Source organism: Bacillus sp. YP1 (assembly GCF_000877815.1).
GTDB lineage: Bacteria > Bacillota > Bacilli > Bacillales > Bacillaceae > Bacillus > Bacillus subtilis.
Window position 1 is genome coordinate 2,047,058 of record NZ_CP010014.1, and the last position, 21,450, is coordinate 2,068,507.

28 protein-coding genes are annotated in these 21,450 nt (G+C 44.0%); 4 read left to right on the forward strand and 24 right to left on the reverse strand.

The window, feature by feature from the left end:
* Positions 1-7: 7 nt before the first annotated feature.
* From spoVAE to ansA, 20 genes are all read right to left on the reverse strand, one after another.
* A complete protein-coding gene (gene spoVAE / locus QF06_RS09880) occupies positions 8-358 on the reverse strand; it encodes a stage V sporulation protein AE (RefSeq protein WP_003230467.1) in 351 nt (116 codons plus the stop codon).
* 1 nt (position 359) lies between these two features.
* Positions 360-1,376, reverse strand: coding sequence for a stage V sporulation protein AD (spoVAD, locus tag QF06_RS09885; protein WP_003230465.1), 1,017 nt, complete (start codon positions 1,374-1,376; stop codon positions 360-362).
* Between the two features lie 12 nt (positions 1,377-1,388).
* Complete coding sequence (gene spoVAC, locus QF06_RS09890; protein WP_003223947.1) at positions 1,389-1,841, reverse strand: stage V sporulation protein AC; 453 nt, start codon at positions 1,839-1,841, stop codon at positions 1,389-1,391.
* A gap of 12 nt (positions 1,842-1,853) precedes the next feature.
* Positions 1,854-2,279 (reverse strand): stage V sporulation protein SpoVAB, encoded by a 426-nt coding sequence (spoVAB, locus tag QF06_RS09895; protein ID WP_003230463.1) that lies wholly within the window; start codon positions 2,277-2,279, stop codon positions 1,854-1,856.
* Positions 2,269-2,889: a stage V sporulation protein SpoVAA gene (gene spoVAA, locus QF06_RS09900; protein ID WP_015714205.1), complete on the reverse strand. Its 621-nt coding sequence runs from the start codon at positions 2,887-2,889 to the stop codon at positions 2,269-2,271. The genes spoVAB and spoVAA overlap by 11 nt, the downstream gene beginning before the upstream one ends.
* A 126-nt stretch (positions 2,890-3,015) precedes the next feature.
* Complete coding sequence (gene sigF / locus QF06_RS09905; RefSeq protein ID WP_003230458.1) at positions 3,016-3,783, reverse strand: RNA polymerase sporulation sigma factor SigF; 768 nt, start codon at positions 3,781-3,783, stop codon at positions 3,016-3,018.
* A gap of 11 nt (positions 3,784-3,794) precedes the next feature.
* The gene (gene spoIIAB, locus QF06_RS09910; RefSeq protein ID WP_014477237.1) at positions 3,795-4,235 is read right to left on the reverse strand and encodes an anti-sigma F factor; all 441 of its coding nucleotides are present in this window, start codon (positions 4,233-4,235) and stop codon (positions 3,795-3,797) included.
* Entirely contained in the window at positions 4,232-4,585 is a 354-nt protein-coding gene (gene spoIIAA / locus QF06_RS09915; RefSeq protein ID WP_003223957.1) for an anti-sigma F factor antagonist, read from the reverse strand. Before spoIIAA ends, spoIIAB begins: the two co-directional genes overlap by 4 nt.
* Positions 4,586-4,680: 95 nt before the next feature.
* Positions 4,681-5,850, reverse strand: coding sequence for a D-alanyl-D-alanine carboxypeptidase DacF (gene dacF / locus QF06_RS09920; protein ID WP_041850193.1), 1,170 nt, complete (start codon positions 5,848-5,850; stop codon positions 4,681-4,683).
* A 154-nt stretch (positions 5,851-6,004) separates the two neighbouring features.
* On the reverse strand, positions 6,005-6,820 hold the full coding sequence (locus QF06_RS09925) for a purine nucleoside phosphorylase I, inosine and guanosine-specific (RefSeq protein WP_003230447.1): 816 nt from the start codon (positions 6,818-6,820) through the stop codon (positions 6,005-6,007).
* A gap of 12 nt (positions 6,821-6,832) precedes the next feature.
* Entirely contained in the window at positions 6,833-8,017 is a 1,185-nt protein-coding gene (deoB, locus tag QF06_RS09930) for a phosphopentomutase (RefSeq protein ID WP_041849982.1), read from the reverse strand.
* Between the two features lie 160 nt (positions 8,018-8,177).
* Entirely contained in the window at positions 8,178-9,068 is an 891-nt protein-coding gene (gene xerD / locus QF06_RS09935) for a site-specific tyrosine recombinase XerD (RefSeq protein ID WP_041849983.1), read from the reverse strand.
* Between the two features lie 7 nt (positions 9,069-9,075).
* Entirely contained in the window at positions 9,076-9,303 is a 228-nt protein-coding gene (locus QF06_RS09940; protein ID WP_003230440.1) for a YqzK family protein, read from the reverse strand.
* 124 nt (positions 9,304-9,427) lie between these two features.
* Entirely contained in the window at positions 9,428-9,877 is a 450-nt protein-coding gene (gene fur / locus QF06_RS09945) for a ferric iron uptake transcriptional regulator (protein WP_003223972.1), read from the reverse strand.
* 112 nt (positions 9,878-9,989) lie between these two features.
* On the reverse strand, positions 9,990-10,634 hold the full coding sequence (gene spoIIM, locus QF06_RS09950; RefSeq protein WP_004398593.1) for a stage II sporulation protein M: 645 nt from the start codon (positions 10,632-10,634) through the stop codon (positions 9,990-9,992).
* 100 nt (positions 10,635-10,734) lie between these two features.
* Positions 10,735-10,950: a hypothetical protein gene (locus QF06_RS09955; protein WP_038829773.1), complete on the reverse strand. Its 216-nt coding sequence runs from the start codon at positions 10,948-10,950 to the stop codon at positions 10,735-10,737.
* A 96-nt stretch (positions 10,951-11,046) separates the two neighbouring features.
* Entirely contained in the window at positions 11,047-12,366 is a 1,320-nt protein-coding gene (locus QF06_RS09960) for an NAD-dependent malic enzyme (protein WP_004398731.1), read from the reverse strand.
* A 17-nt stretch (positions 12,367-12,383) separates the two neighbouring features.
* Positions 12,384-13,790: a malate-H+/Na+-lactate antiporter MleN gene (gene mleN, locus QF06_RS09965; protein WP_014480178.1), complete on the reverse strand. Its 1,407-nt coding sequence runs from the start codon at positions 13,788-13,790 to the stop codon at positions 12,384-12,386.
* Between the two features lie 140 nt (positions 13,791-13,930).
* Positions 13,931-15,358 (reverse strand): aspartate ammonia-lyase, encoded by a 1,428-nt coding sequence (aspA, locus tag QF06_RS09970; RefSeq protein WP_014477246.1) that lies wholly within the window; start codon positions 15,356-15,358, stop codon positions 13,931-13,933.
* A gap of 44 nt (positions 15,359-15,402) precedes the next feature.
* Complete coding sequence (ansA, locus tag QF06_RS09975) at positions 15,403-16,392, reverse strand: asparaginase (protein ID WP_043940150.1); 990 nt, start codon at positions 16,390-16,392, stop codon at positions 15,403-15,405.
* Between the two features lie 181 nt (positions 16,393-16,573).
* Between ansA and ansR the strand changes: the two genes are divergently transcribed.
* The gene (gene ansR, locus QF06_RS09980) at positions 16,574-16,924 is read left to right on the forward strand and encodes an HTH-type transcriptional regulator AnsR (RefSeq protein ID WP_004399024.1); all 351 of its coding nucleotides are present in this window, start codon (positions 16,574-16,576) and stop codon (positions 16,922-16,924) included.
* An 8-nt stretch (positions 16,925-16,932) separates the two neighbouring features.
* Here the strand turns inward: ansR and QF06_RS09985 are convergent, their stop codons facing one another.
* Positions 16,933-18,096, reverse strand: coding sequence for a TIGR00375 family protein (locus QF06_RS09985; RefSeq protein WP_041849985.1), 1,164 nt, complete (start codon positions 18,094-18,096; stop codon positions 16,933-16,935).
* Positions 18,093-18,650 (reverse strand): ADP-ribose pyrophosphatase, encoded by a 558-nt coding sequence (gene nudF, locus QF06_RS09990; protein WP_004398600.1) that lies wholly within the window; start codon positions 18,648-18,650, stop codon positions 18,093-18,095. Before nudF ends, QF06_RS09985 begins: the two co-directional genes overlap by 4 nt.
* A gap of 74 nt (positions 18,651-18,724) precedes the next feature.
* Here nudF and mciZ point away from each other — a divergent pair, with 74 nt between their 5' ends.
* Both mciZ and QF06_RS10000 read left to right on the forward strand, forming a co-directional pair.
* On the forward strand, positions 18,725-18,847 hold the full coding sequence (gene mciZ / locus QF06_RS09995) for a Z-ring formation inhibitor MciZ (RefSeq protein WP_003230420.1): 123 nt from the start codon (positions 18,725-18,727) through the stop codon (positions 18,845-18,847).
* Positions 18,848-18,909: 62 nt separating this feature from the next.
* Positions 18,910-19,830 carry an aldo/keto reductase gene (locus QF06_RS10000; protein ID WP_021479963.1) on the forward strand — a complete coding sequence of 307 codons (921 nt, stop codon included), beginning with the start codon at positions 18,910-18,912 and terminating at the stop codon, positions 19,828-19,830.
* Positions 19,831-19,861: 31 nt separating this feature from the next.
* Here the strand turns inward: QF06_RS10000 and QF06_RS10005 are convergent, their stop codons facing one another.
* Positions 19,862-20,086 carry a YqkE family protein gene (locus QF06_RS10005; RefSeq protein ID WP_003230416.1) on the reverse strand — a complete coding sequence of 75 codons (225 nt, stop codon included), beginning with the start codon at positions 20,084-20,086 and terminating at the stop codon, positions 19,862-19,864.
* Positions 20,087-20,246: 160 nt separating this feature from the next.
* Between QF06_RS10005 and QF06_RS10010 the strand changes: the two genes are divergently transcribed.
* Positions 20,247-21,164 (forward strand): alpha/beta hydrolase, encoded by a 918-nt coding sequence (locus QF06_RS10010; protein ID WP_015483406.1) that lies wholly within the window; start codon positions 20,247-20,249, stop codon positions 21,162-21,164.
* 39 nt (positions 21,165-21,203) lie between these two features.
* Here the strand turns inward: QF06_RS10010 and QF06_RS10015 are convergent, their stop codons facing one another.
* Complete coding sequence (locus QF06_RS10015; protein ID WP_041849986.1) at positions 21,204-21,443, reverse strand: DUF2552 family protein; 240 nt, start codon at positions 21,441-21,443, stop codon at positions 21,204-21,206.
* Between the last annotated feature and the right edge of the window lie 7 nt (positions 21,444-21,450).

Here is a 21,450-nt window from a genome sequence, read left to right on the forward strand (position 1 = left end):
GTCGGCATTATCCTTTCGGTTTGAAAATAACAGCTACGATAAAGGCGAAAAGAATAGCGGCTGAGATACCGGCCGAGGTCAGCTCAAAAATCCCCATGCCGATTCCGATAAATCCGTGTATATGCGCCTGATGCATGGCGCCGTGCAGAAGACTGTGACCAAAGCTGACGATCGGAACGGTGGCGCCTCCTCCGGCAAATTCAATAAATTTATCGTAAATGCCGAAACCATCTAATATTGCACCGATTACAACAAATGATGTCATGACATGAGCTGGCGTCAATTTAAAAATATCCAAGAGCAGCTGGCCGACGATACAAATGGCCCCGCCGCAGACAAAAGCCAAAAGGTAGTCCATGTTAAGATGCACCTCCTGCACGCTCAAATACAACCCCGTGGGCGATAGTCGGGATGGTTTCTTTTTGCTGGATCATCGTCGGGCTTAATAGTGCCCCGGTCGCTACGACAAATACACGGTTTAATTTTCCTTCTCTCAGCTGCTTAAAAATATGAGAGTAGGTGACAACCGCTGAACAAGCACAGCCGCTCCCCCCGGCAAAGACCTGCTGATCCGGAGTGTAAATCAGAAGCCCGCAATCATCATGCTTTGTGCCGACTGGATATCCATCTTCTTTTAAGATGTCTTTTACGATTGGAGAACCGACGCCTGACAGGTCACCTGTCAGGATTAGATCATAATCATCCGCTGTCCGGTTGAGATCTTTAAAGTGCTGCTTAATCGTATCAGCTGCAGCCGGAGCCATAGCCGATCCCATATCAAAAGGGTCTGTAATTCCTAAATCAGAAACCTTTCCGACAGTCGCACTTGTGATTTGGATATCACCCGGTGTCTGACTGATGACAACTGCACCGCTTCCGGTTACAGTGGAGGTAGCAGTGTCCGGTTTTTGGCCTCCGTATTCTGTCGGATAGCGAAACTGTCTTTCCGCAGTTGCATTGTGACTGCTAGTGGCAGCGAGTGCCCTTTTGGCAAACCCGCCATCAACTAAGGCTGATGCGACAGCCACTGTTTCCATTGATGTTGAACAGGCGCCAAACATACAAAGAAATGGGATTTTCAAGTGTCTTGCCACATAGTTAGCCGTCACGTTTTGGTTCAGCAAGTCGCCTGCCAGCAATAGGTCAATATCATCTTTTGTCAGATTGTTTTTTTGAAGTGCAACATTAACAGCGTCTTCCATCAGCTGCCGTTCCGCCATTTCCCAGCTTTTTTGATTACAATGCATTTCGTCATAGGTTTTATCAAATAAAGAGCCGAGCGGTCCGTCTTTTTCCTTTGGTCCTGCTGCCGTTCCCGCTGAGTTGACAAATATGGGATGTTCAAATACCCAGGTTTGCTTTCCTGTTAATTTCATTTTCTTCTCCTCCTATGACATCAGTTTCTCAAAAGCAAACCGAATCATTCCAACGATGTATGCAGCTACAACTCCGAAAACAATAACATTTCCTGCCAGTTTAAACATATTTGTCGCTACTCCAAGCACTAATCCTTCGCTTTTATATTCAAGAGCCGCGCTTGCCATACTGTTGGCAAAACCTGTGACAGGTACGGCTGAACCTGCGCCTGCGAATTGTCCGATTCTGTCATAGATGCCAAACCCTGTAAGCAGGGCAGAAATTAATATCAGCGTTGCAGCTGTTGGATTCCCCGCAGTTTTTTCATTGAAATCAAAAAAATGGATATAAAAATTTTGCAGACCTTGCCCGATTGCACAAATCAGTCCGCCCACTAAAAAGGCTTTTACACAGTTCCAGACGTAAGGCGGCTTAGGCTGATATGTTTTCACTTTTGATTTGTAATTTTCTTTTATGTTTGTCATCTTGAAACCTCCTTATGAATGGTCAATAAAGTACAGCCAGTGAAATAAAGATCCCGCGATTTTCCCAATCACGATGGCCATTAATAAAATAATGATTTTACTTCTGAGCCCGATTCGTTTCGCCAAAATCGGCAGGACATTTAAAACTTCTGTAAGAGCAGCCGCTAGCATCCCGACGAACAAACCTGCCAGAAGCCCGACCGGCACAGCTATCCATTTTGTTAGATAAAGATGATTCATGTGAAGCGTCTCCCATCCCCCGCAAACCGCGCCAAGAATGACAGCCGCTTCATAAGCCTGAACAAATCTCATTGTTTTGGTGAGCTGCATCAGCCGCGGAATGATTCCCATTACGGTTAAAAAAGCAACGAAACCCGCCCCCACCGTTATGCCTCCGCCGAGCCCTACAAAAATAATGAACAATACACTAACGATCATGCAGATCCTTTATGGTTTCTTGATTCTCATGCATGGCCACATATTGATCGAGATCAAGCTGATAGTTAAACATCTCAACCTCCAGCGGGCTGGGCTCTTCATTTAGGCGCTTTTTAAATATGTGGTTAAAAAACACGATCATCCCCAGTCCCAAACCGATGCTGTATGGGATTTGAAGCAAATATGGATAGTCATTCCTCTCTCCGGTTATGATTTCATATAGTGCGATATGAACATCTCTCATGCTTACATCCTCATGAAAGTTCATGATGGCAAGACACGATCCAATAAACAGAAGCAGCCAGACACCGATAAATAGAACCGTTGATAAATTTCGCTTTCGATATTGAATTTCAACAATGGTTTCTGCTCCGCCTACGGTTTGAACATCAAGTGTCGGATCTTGTAAATGAATGGCTCTGAGGACTTGTATGATATCCAGAATTACGATATTTTTATCTTTTTCGCTCACCTGATAAAGCGGCATAGCCGAAAGTTTCTTTTTCAGCTGAAGCTGCCCTTCTATTTGCGCGGCATCTCCAACGGTAATAATATCCCCTGGATGTGCCAGCACCCGGTGGCGAAGCCGGATAAATATTCGTCGTTCCATCATTGATCACCATCTTTCGGTGGTTATATATGTAGTATGTGGTTCGATTTTGTTCTCATTCATCCGCTCGAAAAGACCATAAATTACCACGCTTTTGCACACAAAAAAGCTAGCCTGCACTGCAGACTAGCCATCCGTATGATCCATTTGAACCTTGATCTGTTTTAATATTTTCTTTTCAAGCCTGGAAACCTGCACCTGAGAGATCCCGAGCCGCTCAGCCACCTCGGACTGTGTCTGGTCTTTATAATATCTGAGATAGACGATTAGTTTTTCCCTTTCCTCCAAATCGCTGATTGCTTCTTTCAGCGCAATTTTGTCAAACCATTTTTCTTCTGAGTTGTCAGCGATTTGATCAAGCAGGGTAATCGGATCTCCGTCATTTTCATAAACGGTTTCGTGAATCGAAGATGGAGCCCTTACCGCCTCTTGGGCCAGTACAACATCCTCAGCTTCAATCTCCAAATGGTCAGCGATCTCCTGCACCGTCGGCACTCTGCCCAGTGTTTTCGAAAGCTCATCCTTTGCGCGCCGGATTTTGTTTCCAAGCTCTTTTAATGACCGTGATACCTTTACGGTTCCGTCATCACGGATAAATCGTTGGATTTCTCCGATAATCATCGGCACTGCATACGTTGAAAAACGCACATCATAGGTTAAATCAAATTTGTCAACAGATTTTAACAGCCCGATGCAGCCGATCTGGAAGAGATCGTCAGGCTCATATCCTCTGTTTAAAAACCGCTGTACGACAGACCAAACAAGACGCATGTTTTTTTCTATGAGGAGGTCTCTTGCCTGCTGGTCGCCATTTTGGCTTTGTTTGATTAATTCCTTTACTTCATGATCCTTCAGCTGAGCGTTTTTGCCGTTTTTCTTAACCTCCACATCCATAACAAATCTCCTTAATTACAAAGCGCTTTGCTTTTTGATAAGTGCTTTGTTAAGCGAATCGTTGTTCCCATTTCAGGCGATGAATCGATACTGACATCATCCATGAAATTTTCCATAATGGTAAAGCCCATTCCAGAGCGCTCAAGCTCAGGCTTAGTCGTAAATAGAGGCTGACGGGCTTCTTCAAGATCTGTAATGCCTAAGCCTTCATCACGAATGGTCATATATACGACATGATCTTCCAGCGTCACTGAAATGTAAACTTTCCCTTCACAGTTCTCTTCATATCCATGGATAATTGCATTTGTGACAGCCTCTGACACGACTGTTTTGATTTCAGTCAGTTCATCCATTGTCGGGTCCAGCTGAGCTATAAATGAAGCAACTGTCACACGGGCGAACGATTCATTCTGACTGAGGGCAGAAAACTCAATGTGCATTTCATTTTTCATGATGCCACCCCCAGTGTCAGGAGCGCCTGCTGTTCAGATTGTTCAAATCGTATAATTTTAAACAGACCCGACATATCAAACAATCGCTTCACCGCAGGAGAGATAGCGCAAACAACCATTTCTCCGCCAATTTGCTTAATTTGCTTGTATCTTCCTAAAATAACGCCAAGCCCCGAGCTGTCCATAAAGGAAAGGTCCTCCAAGTTCAGCACGATATGGCGAATATCATCCTTCTCCAATGATTGAGTCACTTTTTGCTTCAGGGTTTCAGCCGTATGGTGATCGAGTTCGCCTGTTAATCGAATACAAAGCACAGATTCTTTGACATGCATGTCAATTCCAAGGCTCATGCTCATTCCTCCTTGATATGATCGGATAATGAGTGTTTCGATTTCGACGGAATGAATTCCTTCACCGTGACAAAACTAGTGGTCATTCGGCATAATTACTTAAATTTTGTCCAGTCTCCCATCGTCCGCTTCAAGAATGTGATAAACCCGGCTTTCTTCATATCTTCTTTTGCAGCAACAGGACTTTCAGCGATTACTTCTCCATCCTTTTTCAGAACAAGAGTGCCAAGCTCTTGGCCTTTTTGAATCGGAGCACTAATATTGTCCTTCATCTTGATTTCTTTTTTCACATCGTTCATATCCTCGCCTTTTTTCGTCAATATTGAAATCGGCTCAGATGTAGTGAGTTCGATAAATTTTTGTTTCCCTTTTTTGACCTTTACTTTTGCTACTGTTTCATTTCGTTTATATAAAGGATGCGTTTCATACTGGCTAAAGGCGAAGTCAAGCATTTTTGTCACTTGCGCGTTTCTTTCTTTAGGCGTGCTCGCTCCGAATACAACCGCTATGGCCCGCATGTTTCCTTTTTTAGCCGAAGCAGTCAGACAATATTTCGCTTCGCCTGTATAGCCTGTTTTTACGCCGTCTACACCAGGATAAAATTTGATAAGGCGATTTGTATTTACAAGCCAAAACTTTTTATCTGTATTTTCACGCAGATAATCTTCATACGTGCCGGTAAACTTCGTAATTGATTCGTATTTCAATAATTCCTTAGCCATGATTGCCATGTCATAAGCAGAGCTGTAGTGTCCTTCCTCGGTCAGTCCTGTTGGGTTTTTAAAGGATGTATTTTTCAATCCCAGCTCTTTTGCTTTTTTATTCATTTTCTTCACAAATTCTTCTTCAGAGCCGGAAATAAATTCAGCCATGGCAACGGAAGCGTCATTCCCCGAAGCGATTGCGATGCCTTTCAGCATTTCTTTGACAGTCATTTCTTCGCCGGGCTCAAGGAATATCTGTGAGCCGCCCATTGACGCCGCATGTTCGCTTGTACGGACCTTATCACTCATTTTGATTTTGCCTTTATCTAAAGCTTCCATAATCAAAAGCATCGTCATAATTTTCGTCATGCTTGCAGGCGCCAGTCTCTCATTGCTGTTCTTGTTGTAAAGCACTTTTCCCGTGTCACGTTCTATCAGCACCGCAGACTTCGCTTCATGAGCAAGCTCCGATGTACGTTTTCCGTCTTGTTTTGCAAATGCAGACGGTGCAAATGTAAGCAGCATTATACCAATCAACAAAGTGGATAAAAGACGTTTCATCTCAAAAGCCCTCCATTTCATAATCCTTTTTATTTTTTCCAAGCGGGATGGTTTTATACGCCACTGATGGAAAATGTTTCGAATTTTGGCCATAAAAAAAGACAGCTGTGTGATATCAGACACAGCTGTCTTTTGATCCTGCATTGATTCATATTTATTCGTACTGAGCGACGATCGCTTTAACAAGCTTTAAGAATCCAGCTTTTACTTTTTCGGTCACTTCCATAACTTCATCGTGACTTAAAGGCTGATCCAGAATTCCGGCTGCCGCGTTAGAGATGCAGGAAATGCCAAGAACCCGCATTCCCGCATGATTCGCTACAATGACTTCCGGAACAGTAGACATGCCGACTGCATCAGAGCCCATCGTTCTTAAGAAACGGACTTCTGCCGGTGTTTCGTAAGAAGGTCCTGTCACAGCAGTGTACACGCCTTTTTGAATTGGGATATTAAGGTCTTTCGCAATCTTTTCAGCCAGGCTGGACAGATCTTTGTCATAGGCTGAAGACATATCTGGAAATCTGGCGCCGAAATCTGCTTCGTTTGGCCCGATTAACGGGTTTGTTCCCATAAAGTTGATATGATCGGTAATAATCATTAAATCTCCCGCACGGAATTCAGTGTTGACACCGCCTGCGGCATTTGTCACGATCAACGCTTCCACACCGAGCGCTTTCATCACGCGTACAGGGAATGTGACTTTCTCCATTGAGTAGCCTTCATAAAAATGAAAGCGGCCCTGCATTGCAATGACGGAAACTCCTTCAAGAGTGCCAAGCACAAGCTGTCCGGCATGCCCTTCAACAGTAGATACCGGGAATTCAGGTATATCTTCATATTTCAGCTTGACCGGATTTTCGATTTCGTCCGCCAAAATGCCAAGACCTGAGCCTAAAATAAGGCCGATCTTCGGAGATTCCGGCAGGTTTTGTTTAATAAAAGCGGCTGCGCGTTCAATTCTGTCCTTCAAGAAACAGTCCCCCTATTGTAATAAAGATAAAAAGCTTTTCCCGTATTTCGGTTTATTTGTTTGGAAATTATCAGCGATCGTTGCGCCAATATCGGCAAATGTATCTGCAAGCGGCAGCATTTTCGCTTTCTTATGTTTTTTGCTGTAAGCGAGAATCGGCACATACTCGCGTGTATGGTCAGTCCCATGATGAATCGGATCATTGCCATGGTCGGCTGTAATAATTAACAGATCGTCTTCTCTCATTTTTTCAAACACTTCCGGAAGCCGCGCATCAAATTCTTCAAGCGCGCGTCCGTAGCCTTCAGGGTCACGGCGGTGTCCGAATAACGCGTCAAAATCAACAAGGTTCGCAAAGCTCAGACCCGTAAAGTCTTCTCCCAGCGTATCGATCACCTTGTCCATTCCGTCCATATTAGAAACCGTTCTGCGTGAAGAAGTAATGCCTTCTCCGTCGTAAATATCAGAGATTTTACCGATTGAAATCACATCTAAGCCGCTGTCTTTCAATTCATTCATGACAGTGCGATCAAACGGCTTCAGCGCATAATCATGGCGGTTTGGCGTCCGTTTGAATTGACCCGGCTCTCCGACGAACGGCCGTGCAATAATGCGGCCAACCATATATTTCGGATCAAGCGTCAGCTCTCTCGCCGTTTCGCAAATGCGATACAGCTCCTCAAGCGGCACAACCTCTTCGTGAGCGGCAATTTGCAGAACAGAGTCAGCAGACGTGTAAACAATTAAAGCCCCTGTCTCCATGTGCTCCTGACCAAGCTCATCCAAAATCGCTGTGCCGGAAGCCGGCTTGTTTCCAATAATTTTGCGGCCAGATCTCTTTTCCAGCTCTTGAAGCAATTCATCAGGAAAGCCTTCCGGGAACACTTTAAATGGTTTATCAATGTATAAACCCATAATCTCCCAATGTCCGGTCATCGTATCTTTTCCGTTTGACGCTTCTTGCATTTTTCCATAATAGGCAAGCGGATGTTCTGTTTTTTCTACACCTTTGATATCTTCGATAAGACCAAGGCCGAGCTTTGCCATATTCGGCATATGTAATCCGTTCATATGCTCGGCAATATGACCGAGCGTATGAGCGCCTTCGTCATTAAAGTCAGCGGCATCCGGCGCTTCGCCGATTCCGACTGAGTCCATCACAATTAAAAACACACGATTATATTTGTATGCAGGCATCTTGAAAGCCTCCTTTTTTTCTATACGTCTATTGTATCGCTAAGAGGTCTGACAACTCAAGTATAAACCGTTTTCATTCCCGTTGACAATGTATTTGGAAATAATGAGAAACTTCAATATTTTCTGTCGCTCTAAACAAAAAAGCCGCAGCCACCTGCGGCTATGCTCGCGGATGAAACTGCTTGTACACATCCTTCAGCCTTGTTTTCGTCACATGCGTATAAATTTGCGTTGTGGATATATCCGCATGACCGAGCATTTCCTGCACCGCTCTTAAATCTGCCCCGTTCTCAAGCAGATGCGTCGCAAAGGAATGCCTGAGTGTATGCGGAGTCAGCTCTTTCTTAATGCCGGCTTCCAACGCGATTTTTTTCAGGTTCTTCCAAAATCCCTGGCGGCTGATCTGTTTGCCGTGATGATTTAAAAAGAGGGCGTCAGATACATTATTTTTTAACAGTTTTCCCCTGGCTTGTGTCATATATTCCTCAATGGCGGAAGCGGCGGCTTCACCAATTGGCACAATCCGTTCTTTTCTTCCTTTGCCGAAGCATCGGATAAACCCCATAGATAAATGAACATCTGCCGTTTTCAACTCAATCATTTCACTGACTCGTATGCCTGTCGCATAAAGCAGCTCCAGCATTGCTTTATCCCGATATCCGAAAGGGCTCGTCAGCTTAGGCGTGTCCAATAATCGCTCGACTTCATTGAGTGCGAGCACCTTCGGAAGCGCCCGTTCCGTCTTTTGTGTTTCGATATGAACGGAAGGGTCCTTATCCGTTACTTTTTCCCTGAGCAGAAATTGATGAAAAGAGCGAATGGATGCCAAATGCCGCGCCGATGTCTTGCCGGATTTCCCCGAGTCCTTCAAATGCTTTAAGTATTGGATAATATGTATGCGGGTAACGTGATTCCAATCTGTAACATGAAGGGTTTCTGTTAAGTAGAGAGAATAGCTTTTCAAGTCACGTTCATAGGATACGATCGTATTTTGAGAGAGCCCTCTCTCTACCATGACGTAGTGGATGAAATCCTTTATTTGATCTTTCACTCTTGATCTACTCCCCGTTTTGGTAAAAAAAGATCAACCGGTCGAACCATCCGCCTTTTTCATCCTGATCCATTTCAACAACTTTTACAGCGGAGCCTTCCGGTTTATCATACCGATGATAGTTTTCATACTCTTGATTCACCCATATCATAGCATAATAGAACAAAGCGGTAAAACCGGTAAACAGGATGAAAACTTTCAATGCATCGACAGCTGTTTTCAGGAATCTTCCCATGTCCTAATCGATCCTTTCCCTATGGTTCCAGTTATATAAACCATATGCCAAATCAGAAAGGTTTTATACATAGAAACAGCAAAAAACCCTTTCCCCATGAGAAAAGGTTCGCGCTCGGCACCGTCTATTCAGTTTCTTTTCCGTTACAGCGGTGGCAAATGCCGTGAAACGTCAATCTATGATCTTTAATCTTAAATTTCCAATCACGTTCAATGATTTCTTCCACGTCTTCAAGCAAATCTTCTTCAATTTCATCAACGGCTCCGCACTCCATGCACACCAAGTGGTGATGAAAGTGAGCTGCGCCCTCTTTCCGAAGGTCGTAACGGGACACACCGTCTCCAAAGTTAATTTTATCTACGACTTTTAATTCAGTTAATAATTCAAGCGTACGGTATACTGTAGCGAGACCGATCTCAGGAGATTTCTCTTTTACGAGGAGGTATACATCTTCTGCGCTTAAATGGTCTTCTTCGTTTTCAAGCAGCACTCTTACTGTCGCTTCACGCTGTGGCGTAAGTTTATAGCTGGATGAGTGCAGTTGTTTCTTAATTCGATCAATACGGTTTTCCATGTCTTTCCCTCCTACGCCGCATTCCATGACTCATTATAACAAAATACGCGCAGAGTTCCAACTATAATTATTATAAACTGATAAATAAAACGGTTTTCTTTTAATAATAATTTTAAAAAAGTCTAGATGTAAGCTTTTCCATTAAAACAGGAGATAAGTATGCTTCAAAGAGAGATGAGATCAGCGCTAAAAACAGAATGACCAGCAGCACAAAGGCATACCGCCCGAACCATTGAATCGGCGCGTCATGCAGGCTTCGTTTCACGAACAGCTGTCTGATTAACTTTAAAGAAAACGCAATTGCACATGTGCCCATAATGAGATAAGCCGGAATCAGCAGCACATTTTGCGGCAAAACGGAGACAAAAGATAGGAAAAACCCGCTTACTCCCATCTGATTGACTAGGAACCCGACAGTAAAGCCGACGACGATCCCTTTCAGAAAGATCATGATGAAAATAATCGGCATTCCAATGACGGAAATTCCCAGTATCCACATCAGGCCTAAATACTTTGCATTATGAAAGATACTTTGCCCAAACATATCAGCTGAACTTGCCTGTTTTCCATCCGAAAGCTGTCCAAAAAATTGACTTAAGTAGTAGTATAAATCTTCTTTCTGGCTGATGGTCATACTGTTGACAATAATCGCGCCAAAGATGACACCCATGAAAAACAGCACTGACACAAATATATAAAGAGAGAGATGATCTTTGACATGCCTGAGAAACATGTCCTTATAAGAGATTTTTCGCATACCGTTTCCTCCCGCCCGTTCTAGTGATTTGATTTAATAGATTGTATGAAAGAAACGGAAAAACATGCCCTTTTTCAAAAAGAAACGATAGAGACGAATGCTAGGCGGCTTTTTTGGGCACAAAAAAATCCTTATCATCAACTGCTGTATGATCATAAGGATTCTTATGCTTCCGTTTATTCAAAATCTCTTTTTTGCTTTTTGTCATTCTTTCATGTGTGCTGAAAGATGGTGTGCTGCCTCTTGATAATAAGACGTCACGTCCGCCGTTTCTCAATCGATGCTCCCGCTTCTTTTTCGCTTGGCTTTTTGCCATGTGATCACTCCCTTTTTTTTCATAGTAATGATAACAAAATTGAACAATAATAAGAAAAAAACAGCACCTGCTACGACAGGTGCTGTTTAGCTACATTTATTTCACTGCTGTAAGAGCTGCATGCTCGACAGCTGCTGCTACCGCATGATGGACTTTTGAATCAAGCGGCTGAGGGACAACATCACCTTGTTTAGTGCAAGCTGCGATGGCCTCTGCTGCTGCGACAAGCATATCATGATTAATCTCCGTGCTTTTTGCGTTAAGCGCTCCTCTAAAAATCCCCGGAAAACCGAGTACATTATTAACAGAACGCCCGTCAGCTGCATATGCGGCGCCAGCCTGCAGTGCGGCCTCCGGCTCAATTTCCGGCTTCGGATTCGATAAAGCCAAAATCACTTGACCAGAACGTACAAATGCAGGTTTTATTAAACCCGGAACGCCCGTTGTAGCAATGACAATATCACATGTTTCCATGAGCTCCTCAATACTGGAAACTGCCTGTCCGCCGTATTGTTCGAGACGGTTCATTGCTGACTCTGATTTGTCTGTGCCGTACACAGCATTCACACCATAAGCCATGAACATCCGGCAGATGGCCACGCCTGCTGCGCCAAGGCCGATTTGCCCCACTTTCGCTTCTTTCAGGTCAACTCCCGCACTCCTGCATGCCGAAATGGCAGCTGCCAGCGTCACTACAGCTGTACCATGCTGGTCATCGTGCATAACAGGGATGTTCAGCTCCTCTTTTAGGCGATCCTCGATTTCAAAACAATGCGGCGAACCGATATCCTCAAGAAGGATGCCGCTAAAGCCCGGAGAAATATGTTTTACTGTTTTGATGATTTCTTCAGGATCACTCGTATCAAGCAGTATCGGAATGCCGCTAATACCCGCCAGCTGATCAAACAAAGCAGCCTTTCCTTCCATGACAGGCATGCCAGCCACAGAGCCGATATTCCCAAGGCCTAAAATTGCGGTTCCATCCGTTACAATTGCAACAGAATTGCTGATCGTTGTATAAATAGAAGCTTTTTCAGGTTCTTTTTCGATCAGTCGGCACACGTCCGCAACACCTGGTGTGTAGACACGTCCCAGCTCTGCCAGTGAACGGATCGGCATTTTGCTTTTCATTTGGATTTTTCCGCCTTCATGTGCGGACAGGACTTCATCAGATACGGTGTGAAGCCTGATCCCTTCTCCGAGGGCCTGTACAGCCGCGATCACTTCCTGAAGCTGTTCTTCATTCTCCACTTGAACGGTAATATTCCGCATTGTGTAATTGGGTCCGACTTTTACCGTCTCCACTTCACCAATATCCCCGCCCAGAAGGCCGATGGCCGTAGCCACCCTTCCAAGATTTCCGGGAACCGAAGGCGTTTCGATCATCAGTGTCCGAATCATGTGTTTCGCTATCATTCAGTGATCCTCCCCTATTAGCCTAGTTTTTCGGCTTTAACTGTATTGTTTTTCGTATACCATATAAATTTTCCTGTATAACCATAGATAATTGCAAGACCTATTGCTACAAAACTGAGCCACATAAACGGCAGATAAGAGAAGGTAGAAACACCTAAAATACCAGCCATGTAAATCCCATTATCAGACCAAGGTACCATCCCCGAAGTCAATGTTCCCCCGACCTCTGAGTTACGTGATAACACTCTTCTGTCCAGATGCAAGCGATCATAGCTGTCTTCCATAATTTTTGGAGTCAAAATAAGAGATACATACATCGCACAGCCGAAGATGTTCGCTAAAAACGCTACGATCAGTGTAGACAATGTGACATTGCCGGCTGAAGTTAATTTCTTTTCAAACGTTGAAACAATGACTTTTAACACGCCGAGTTTCTCAAGCAGACCGCCAAAACCAAGGCCAAAGATGATGACGACGAGAGAATCAAGCATACCGACAATTCCACCGCGGTTTAACAAGCCGTTCAAAAATTCAACATCAGTTTTAATAGAGAAACCGTTGTACGCAGTTGCAATCGCATGGGCAATATCCATCCCTTGGAAAACGACAGCCCAGATTGCACCGAGTAAAGCGCCAATTACGATAACTGGCATAGATGGCTTTTTCATCGCCAATAAGACTATGACGACAACTGCCGGGATCAGCATCCAAATATGAATGTCAAACGTGTTTTGCAAAGATGATTTTAAGAATTCAACTTTATCAAGATCAATATTTTTCCCGCCGTACATAAATCCAACAACTGTAAAGAGTATAGCTGTAATGACATAAGCAGGTATTGATAAATAAAGCATTGCTCTCACGTGAGCCAATACATCGACTTTTGATAGTGAAGAAGCTAGAACTGTACTGTCAGACAGCGGAGACAGCTTGTCCCCGAAATAAGCACCTGAAAGAATAGCTCCCGCTACTAGAGGAAGCGGAATGCCTAAACCCTCTCCAATTGCGATCATGGCAATGCCGGCAGTTCCGACTGTTCCCCATGACGTTCCTGTTGCCACAGACATAATGGAACAAATAATTAACGTTGCCAGTAAAAAGATACTTGGGTGAATAAATTCCAGTCCGTAATAAATCAAAGTCGGCACAACGCCTCCGGCAATCCATGTTCCGATGAGTGCCCCAACTGAAACGAGAATCAGTACGGCTTCAAGGCCATTTGATATCCCATGTACAATCGCATTTTGTAAATCTTTATAAGAATAACCGAGTCTTATACCTAAAAGCATTGCAATAAACCATGAAACAAAAAGCGCCAGCTGTATCGGCAAGTCGAGAAAGACTGTAAACGATAGAACAAGTGCTAAAAATACTCCTAGTACAATAATAATTTCAAATAGTGTTGGCAATCTTACATCCTTCAAAAGAAGTCCCCCTTCATGTAAAAGCTAAAACGCTTTCAATATATAGTGCAACACGTATACTATACTTCCTCATCCCTATGTTGTAAACAGCTTATTCATCCGACTATTCGGAGATGAATAAGCTGTATTTTATACAAATTTTATTTTTCTAATAGTTCTTTCCCTGCGATACCTGGTTTGGTCATCTCATATGGGTTTAAAATAATATCCAATTCTTCTTCAGTCAGCACATCATGCTGCAGGCAAAGGTCACGGACTGATTGGCCTGTCATAATCGCTTCCCGGGCAATTCTGGCAGCCGCTTCATATCCAAGATGCGGATTGACAGCTGTGATCACGCCTGCGCTTTTTTCTACGTATTGCTTCAACCGCTTTTCGTTGGCTTCAATGCCCTTTAAGCAGTTGTCAGTGAACGAACGGAAGCCGTTGTTCATGATGCTGATGGATTGAAGCAAATTAAAGACAAGCACGGGCTCCATGACGTTCAACTCAAGCTGGCCGGCTTCTGAAGCAAGGCAGATTGTATTGTCGTTTCCGATAACCTGGAACGCAATTTGGTTGATCAGCTCCGCCATAACCGGATTGACTTTCCCCGGCATAATAGATGAACCCGGCTGACGTGCAGGCAGAGAAATTTCCGCAAGTCCGGCGCGCGGTCCCGACGCCATTAAGCGCAGGTCGTTTGCGATCTTCGACATGTTCATCATGCAGACTTTTAATGAAGCTGATACCTCTGTATAGGCATCTGTATTTTGTGTCGCATCAACAAGATGGTCAGCGCCGACAAGAGGAAGGCCGCTAATATCAGCAAGGTGCTTTACTACCTGTTTGATATATTCAGGATCAGCGTTCAGCCCTGTACCAACAGCAGTTGCGCCCATGTTGACTTCATATAGGTGCTGGCGCGATTGCTTGATTCGTTTGATATCACGCTCGAGAACACGGCTGTAAGCTTCGAATTCCTGGCCAAGACGGATCGGAACCGCATCTTGAAGGTGTGTCCGGCCCATTTTAATAACAGAGTCAAACTCCTGTGCTTTTTGCTTAAACACACTATGCATATCTTCCATTGTTTTCAGCAGTTTTTCTAAGAGCTTCAATGTGGAAATATGAATAGCAGTCGGGAACACATCGTTCGTAGACTGTGACATGTTCACATGTGTGTTTGGACTTAAATGGATATAATCTCCCTTTTTATGTCCCATGATTTCAAGCGCCCGGTTTCCGATAACCTCATTCGCGTTCATGTTCATAGAAGTTCCGGCACCGCCCTGAATCGGATCGACGATAAACTGATCGTGCCACTTGCCTTCCAGAATCTCGTCAGCAGCTTGTACGATAGCTTGGCCAATTCCTTCATACAGCCGTTTCACGTCCATGTTGGCAAGAGCCGCAGCTTTTTTCACAATCGCCAGTGCGTTAATCATTTCCTCATGGATTTTGTATCCTGTGATCGGGAAATTTTCAGAAGCACGGAGCGTCTGAATTCCGTAATAAACATCTGCCTCAATTTGTTTTTCCCCAAGGAAGTCTTTTTCCACGCGATATTCTTTTTGGCCGTTTAACATAATCTTTAACCTTCTTTCTCTTTGCTGGTTATCGTTTTTACATTTTACAGGACAACGTCATCAGCTATCGGCGTTTCCATAATTCTCTTGACGACAGGAAGATCCGAAGACTGACCTAGCGCCCACATCAATTTTGGCACAATTGCTTCTGTGTTCATATTTCTTGATCGGATAATTAAGTCTTGGTTGACTCTGCGGCCAACCTCGTAAATGCTCATGTCTTCGCCTTCTTCAAGACATTGAGTCGTAATGACGACGACAATGCCGCTTTCGATCAGCTCATTCACTTTTGACAAAATGTCCCTGCCTTCAAACGGCACCCCTCCGCTGCCATAACTCTCAATGACAATTCCTTTGTACATGCTTTTCAGGGCATCAAACATTTCGGGCTTTAAGCCTGGATGCAGCTTCAGCAGACATACATCTGTGCATAGTGAAGTGTCAACTGTGAAGGTGTCGTTCTCAGGTTCCGTTACTTGTTTGTTGTATTCAATCCCGTCTTCATTGATAAAAGCGATATATGGGTAATTGATGCTTTCAAATGCGTCGTAGCTTTTCGTTCTTAATTTGATCGCACGCGTTCCCTGAATGACTCTGCCGTCAAATATAACATAAACGCCGCCCACGCCTTCACAGGCAAATCGAATGGCATCAGTAATATTTTTTTTGGCATCGGTTTTTTGGAACGTGATCGGAATCTGCGAGCCGGTGATGACAATCGGCTTTTTGGCATGCTGCAGCATATACGATAGTGCTGCAGATGTATAGGCCATTGTATCTGTACCGTGAGTAATAACAAACCCGTCATAGGCATCATAATTTTCCTTAACGGCTTCCGCTATTTCCACCCAGTATTCAGGCTGCATATTGGTGCTGTCTATATTCATAAGCGACTGAGTTTCCATTGTGTAATCGTTATCAAGTTTTGATACGTAACTTAATAATTCATCAGCCTTGACTCCGGGAGCCAGCCCATTTTCCCCTTCAACTGAAGCAATCGTTCCCCCAGTTGTCAACATCAATAATTTTTTCATACCATGCACCTCTTCACTGTATCTAAAGATGGGTTGCGAGAAGGTATTCGCTTTTCGCATACTTTTAATGCAATTATAGACACGGAAAATAAAATACGCAAGACATTATTATTCAATTCGCGTACACTTCCTAATACCTATATGATATAATCAGCTCAAGGTGAAAAAGGAGCGGAAGTTCATGAATCTAGATCGTTTAACTGAATTGAGAAAAAAGAAAAATTGGTCGCTTCAATATACAGCTGACCTTCTCGGTATCGCAAAAAGCACATATGCCGGCTACGAGTCAGGCTACCGACGGCCTTCACTTGAAGCGCTTGCCATGCTGGCTGACCTCTTTGACACAACCTGCGATGAACTTTTAGGCCGCGAGAAACAAAAGCAGACTGCTCCTCAGGCCATAGAATTGGCCACGTGGAGCAGCCTTGACTTTACCATTTCTGTTGATGGCCAGCCGCTGAGTGAAGATGAAATCATCCAGCTGATTACCTTTATACGCACAAAAAGAAAAGTACAGGAGGAACTGAGTTAATCTTTAGCTCACGGTTTAATTTTACCGTAGGTTCCTCCTCCTCCGGCTTTCAATTCCAGTTTTCCGGATCTCGCTTTTACGATAAGCGCCGCGGTTTTCGGCGGGACAACGCGAGCCAAATCTTCTTCTGCAGCCTCATGAAGAACAGCCATTTCTGTTCCGAAGGCTTTTTTTAGTTTGTCCAGCGTTTTCGGGCCTACACCCGGAACAAATTGCAGCGGGATCTGATGTACATATCGCGGACGCGGGACGCGAACTTCAAGCTGATCACTCAATTCACGCAATCTTTCGCTGACTCCCTTGGTAAATCTGGCATTTCCGCAATTCGCGCACGCTGTTTCCCCGCTTACAGCAGGCTCTCCGCACGCTTCGCAAGCAGTCTGATAATATTTCCCCAATAACGGGTCCAAGCCATAATTTGCGATAATTTTCCTGTCATCTTGTCCCTTTAATGCAAGAGCAAATTCAGTAAAATCAGCTGACTGCACATATAGTTCATTATATTCTCTGCCGATTTTCCCCAACGAATGCGCATCAGAATTTGTTAAAAAAGGATACGGATTCAATTCAGATACCTGTGATGCCATGTCTGTATCACAGCTTAATCCAAGCTCCACCGCGTCTATCATAGATGGATCAAAAACCTCAGTTAAGCTTGATTTAACCCCTTTTCCATATAAGCTTTTATGCGGCGTAAAGATATGGGCGGGGATAAACAAGCCGCCCATATTCTGCACTTTTTTTTGCAGGTTTAAGCCCGTTTCATAAATCCGCTGCGAGCTTAAATGAATATTTTTCAGCCGGGCTGACAGCCAGTTTGAAAACTGTTTCATATCAGCCAGCGTCGGCATAAATACGAGCACATGGATCGGTCCGCTACAGGCTTCATCATAAATCTCCAGCTCGCTCCCCAATAAAAGAGTCGTGCTGCGATAACGGATTCCTCCCCCGTCAAGCTCGCGATATTTTCCAGATGAAATGCCTTCCTCAAGCTCTAGAATGACTTCCGGAGAATGACAGTCGATAATGCCGAGGAGTTCAATTCCTTTATGTTCACTGGCTTCAACCAAAATTCTGTCCAGCGTTAGTGTTTTGGCGCCTGTTATTTTGACAGCCCTTCCTGTAAAGGTCCGGCCGATATGAATGTGCAAATCCGCGTAAATCTTTTTCATTTTTGTGCTTGGAGCGCTTCTTTCAGTTGAAGATACTGAATCGCGTAGGCTGTTTTAGCATCATATACTTCACGCGATTCAACCAGCTTTAGCGCATCTTCAAGCGTCACCTCCATCACTTCAACAAACTCGTCCTCATCAAGCTCCCGTTTTTCTTCAAGCACAGAAAGCTCCTCAGCAAGAAAAACGTGAACGATCTCATCTGCAAATCCGGGTGATGTATAAAACGCAGTTATTTTTGTCAGTTTTTTTGCTGTATAACCGGTTTCCTCTTCAAGTTCCCGAAGTGCCGTATACTCCGGCTCCTCACCTTTTTCAAGCTTACCGGCCGGAATTTCAACGATCGTCCGCTCAAGCGGCTTACGGAATTGTTTGACCATGATGATTTTCCCTTCATCTGTGACGGCTAGTACCGCTACAGCTCCAGGGTGTTTCACAATTTCACGTTTACTGGCTTTGCCGTTTGGCAGCTCTACATCCTCGACATAAAGATCAATGACTTTACCCGAAAAGATCTGTTCTTTGGCAATTGTTTTTTCTTCTAATGATTTCATTTCTTCATCTCCCGTTCTGTCTCTATATGATGCCCCATACATTTTATCATACTAGAGCAAAAGGGGGCTTCTCCGTGAAAGTGCACCGCATGCCAAAAGGTGTTGTCTTAGTCGGAAAAGCATGGGAAATTCGGGCGAAGTTAAAAGAGTATGGACGCACATTTCAATATGTGAAAGATTGGATCTCAAAGCCATAAAAGTTGAAACTTTAGCTCCTTTATATTACGGTCAATACAAAGCCTAAAAAAGGAGTGTGCACATGAAAAAGCGCAAATTGGGTACATCTGATTTAGACATTAGTGAAGTCGGACTCGGCTGTATGTCTCTTGGAACTGAAAAAAACAAAGCATTGTCCATTCTGGATGAAGCGATCGAGCTTGGCATCAACTATTTGGACACAGCGGATTTGTATGACCGAGGCCGCAATGAAGAAATTGTCGGTGATGCGATCCAAAACAGACGCCAGGATATTATACTGGCAACAAAAGCGGGAAACCGTTGGGATGACGGAAGCGAGGGCTGGTATTGGGACCCTTCAAAAGCTTACATAAAAGAGGCAGTAAAAAAGAGCCTTACACGTCTGAAAACAGATTATATCGACCTTTATCAGCTTCACGGCGGCACGATAGAGGACAACATTGATGAAACGATCGAAGCGTTTGAGGAATTAAAACAAGAAGGTGTCATCCGCTACTACGGCATTTCTTCCATCCGCCCGAATGTGATTAAAGAATATGTAAAAAAATCAAACATCGTCAGCATTATGATGCAATTCAGCCTGTTTGACAGACGCCCTGAGGAATGGCTCCCGCTTTTAGAGGAACATCAAATCAGCGTAGTCGCCAGAGGTCCTGTTGCCAAAGGGCTCTTAACTGAAAAACCGCTTGATCAAGCTTCAGACAGCATGAAACAAAACGGGTACTTGTCCTATTCATTCGAGGAACTGACAAACGCCCGCAAGGCAATGGAGGAAGTGGCTCCCGATCTTTCCATGACAGAAAAGTCGCTGCAGTATCTGCTAGCACAGCCGGCTGTCGCTTCAGTGATTACAGGCGCCAGTAAGATTGAGCAGTTACGGGAAAATATTCAGGCAGCAAATGCACGGCGTTTAACCGAAGAAGAAATCAAAGCGCTCCAATCTCATGCGAAACAAGACATTTACAAAGCTCATCGCTCATAGCAGAAAAACCAGCACCCGTACGGGTGCTGGTTTATTTATATTGATGCCAATCCATTTGGCTTTCATTTAGGAGTTCTTCAAAGCTCTTATTTTTTTCGATCTCTTTTTTCTTTCTGATCTGTTCTGCTTTTTCTCTTTCCTGCCTCTTTTCATCCTCTTCCTTCAATTGGCTCTTCATCTCCATAAGCTTTGCTTTGATATCGGATTGAAGGCCGTCTTTTAGCTGGTGCTTATCAGCGGATTTTTGTTTTTTCATTCAGACTTCCCCCAAGTTTTGTTTTGAAGACAGTTTATCACGGAGCATATACACTGAACAAGCAGACTCTCTTCTGATTACTTTCTCAGCGAAGCAGTGTTTAGGTATAATGATTTTAAACACGAATTACCTATATTTAGTTGAAAGGTGCTGTGACTTGTTGAAGAAAATCTTTTTGGCCATTGGCGCTCTCGTAACAGCTGTCATCGCAATCGGAATTGTTTTTTCGAATATGATTCTATACATCAAGAAAAAAACGGATGAAGACATTATCAAAAGAGAGACAGACGACGGACATGATGTGTTTGAATCATTTGAACAAATGGAGAAAACCGCTTTTGTGATACCATCCGCTTACGGGTACGACATAAAAGGATACCATGTCGCACCGCATGACACACCAAATACCATCATCATCTGCCACGGGGTAACCATGAATGTGCTGAATTCTCTTAAGTATATGCATTTATTTCTTGGTCTCGGCTGGAATGTGCTCATTTATGACCATCGCCGGCATGGCCAAAGCGGCGGAAAGACGACCAGCTACGGGTTTTACGAAAAGGATGATCTCAATAAGGTTGTCAGCTGGCTCAAAAACAAAACAAATCATCGCGGATTGATCGGAATTCACGGTGAGTCGATGGGAGCTGTGACCGCCCTGCTTTATGCTGGTGCACACTGCAGCGATGGCGCTGATTTTTATATTGCCGATTGTCCGTTCGCATGTTTTGATGAACAGCTTGCCTACCGGCTGAGAGCGGAATACAGGCTCCCGTCTTGGCCCCTGCTTCCTATCGCCGACTTCTTTTTGAAGCTGAGAGGCGGCTATCGCGCACGTGAAGTATCTCCGCTTGCTGTCATTGATAAAATCGAAAAGCCGGTCCTCTTTATTCACAGTAAGGATGATGACTACATTCCTGTTTCTTCAACCAAGCGGCTTTATGAAAAGAAACGCGGGCCGAAAGCGCTGTACATTGCCGAGAACGGTGAACACGCCATGTCATATACCAAAAATCGGGATACGTACCGAAAAACAGTGCAGGAGTTTTTAGACAACATGAATGATTCAACAGAATAAAAAAGCGAAAGGCCTCTTCGGCTCTTTCGCTTTTTTATGTTACAGAACGTCGGTAATGCCATCCATATTTTCTCTGATCCATTCAATCGCAAGATCTATCGTTGTAAACTCCTGCGTCTCGAAGGTCATTTCATCCTGCAATAGCCAGACATCTTTCTTGATGGACTCTGCTCCTCCAATTGACCAGTGAAGCAAGGTATAGGGATGGTTTTGAGTCAGGAAGGATACCCACGTTTTATTTTGTGCTGTGTTCTTCATTGCCTTCAGCTTTTGTTCCACGTTTCGC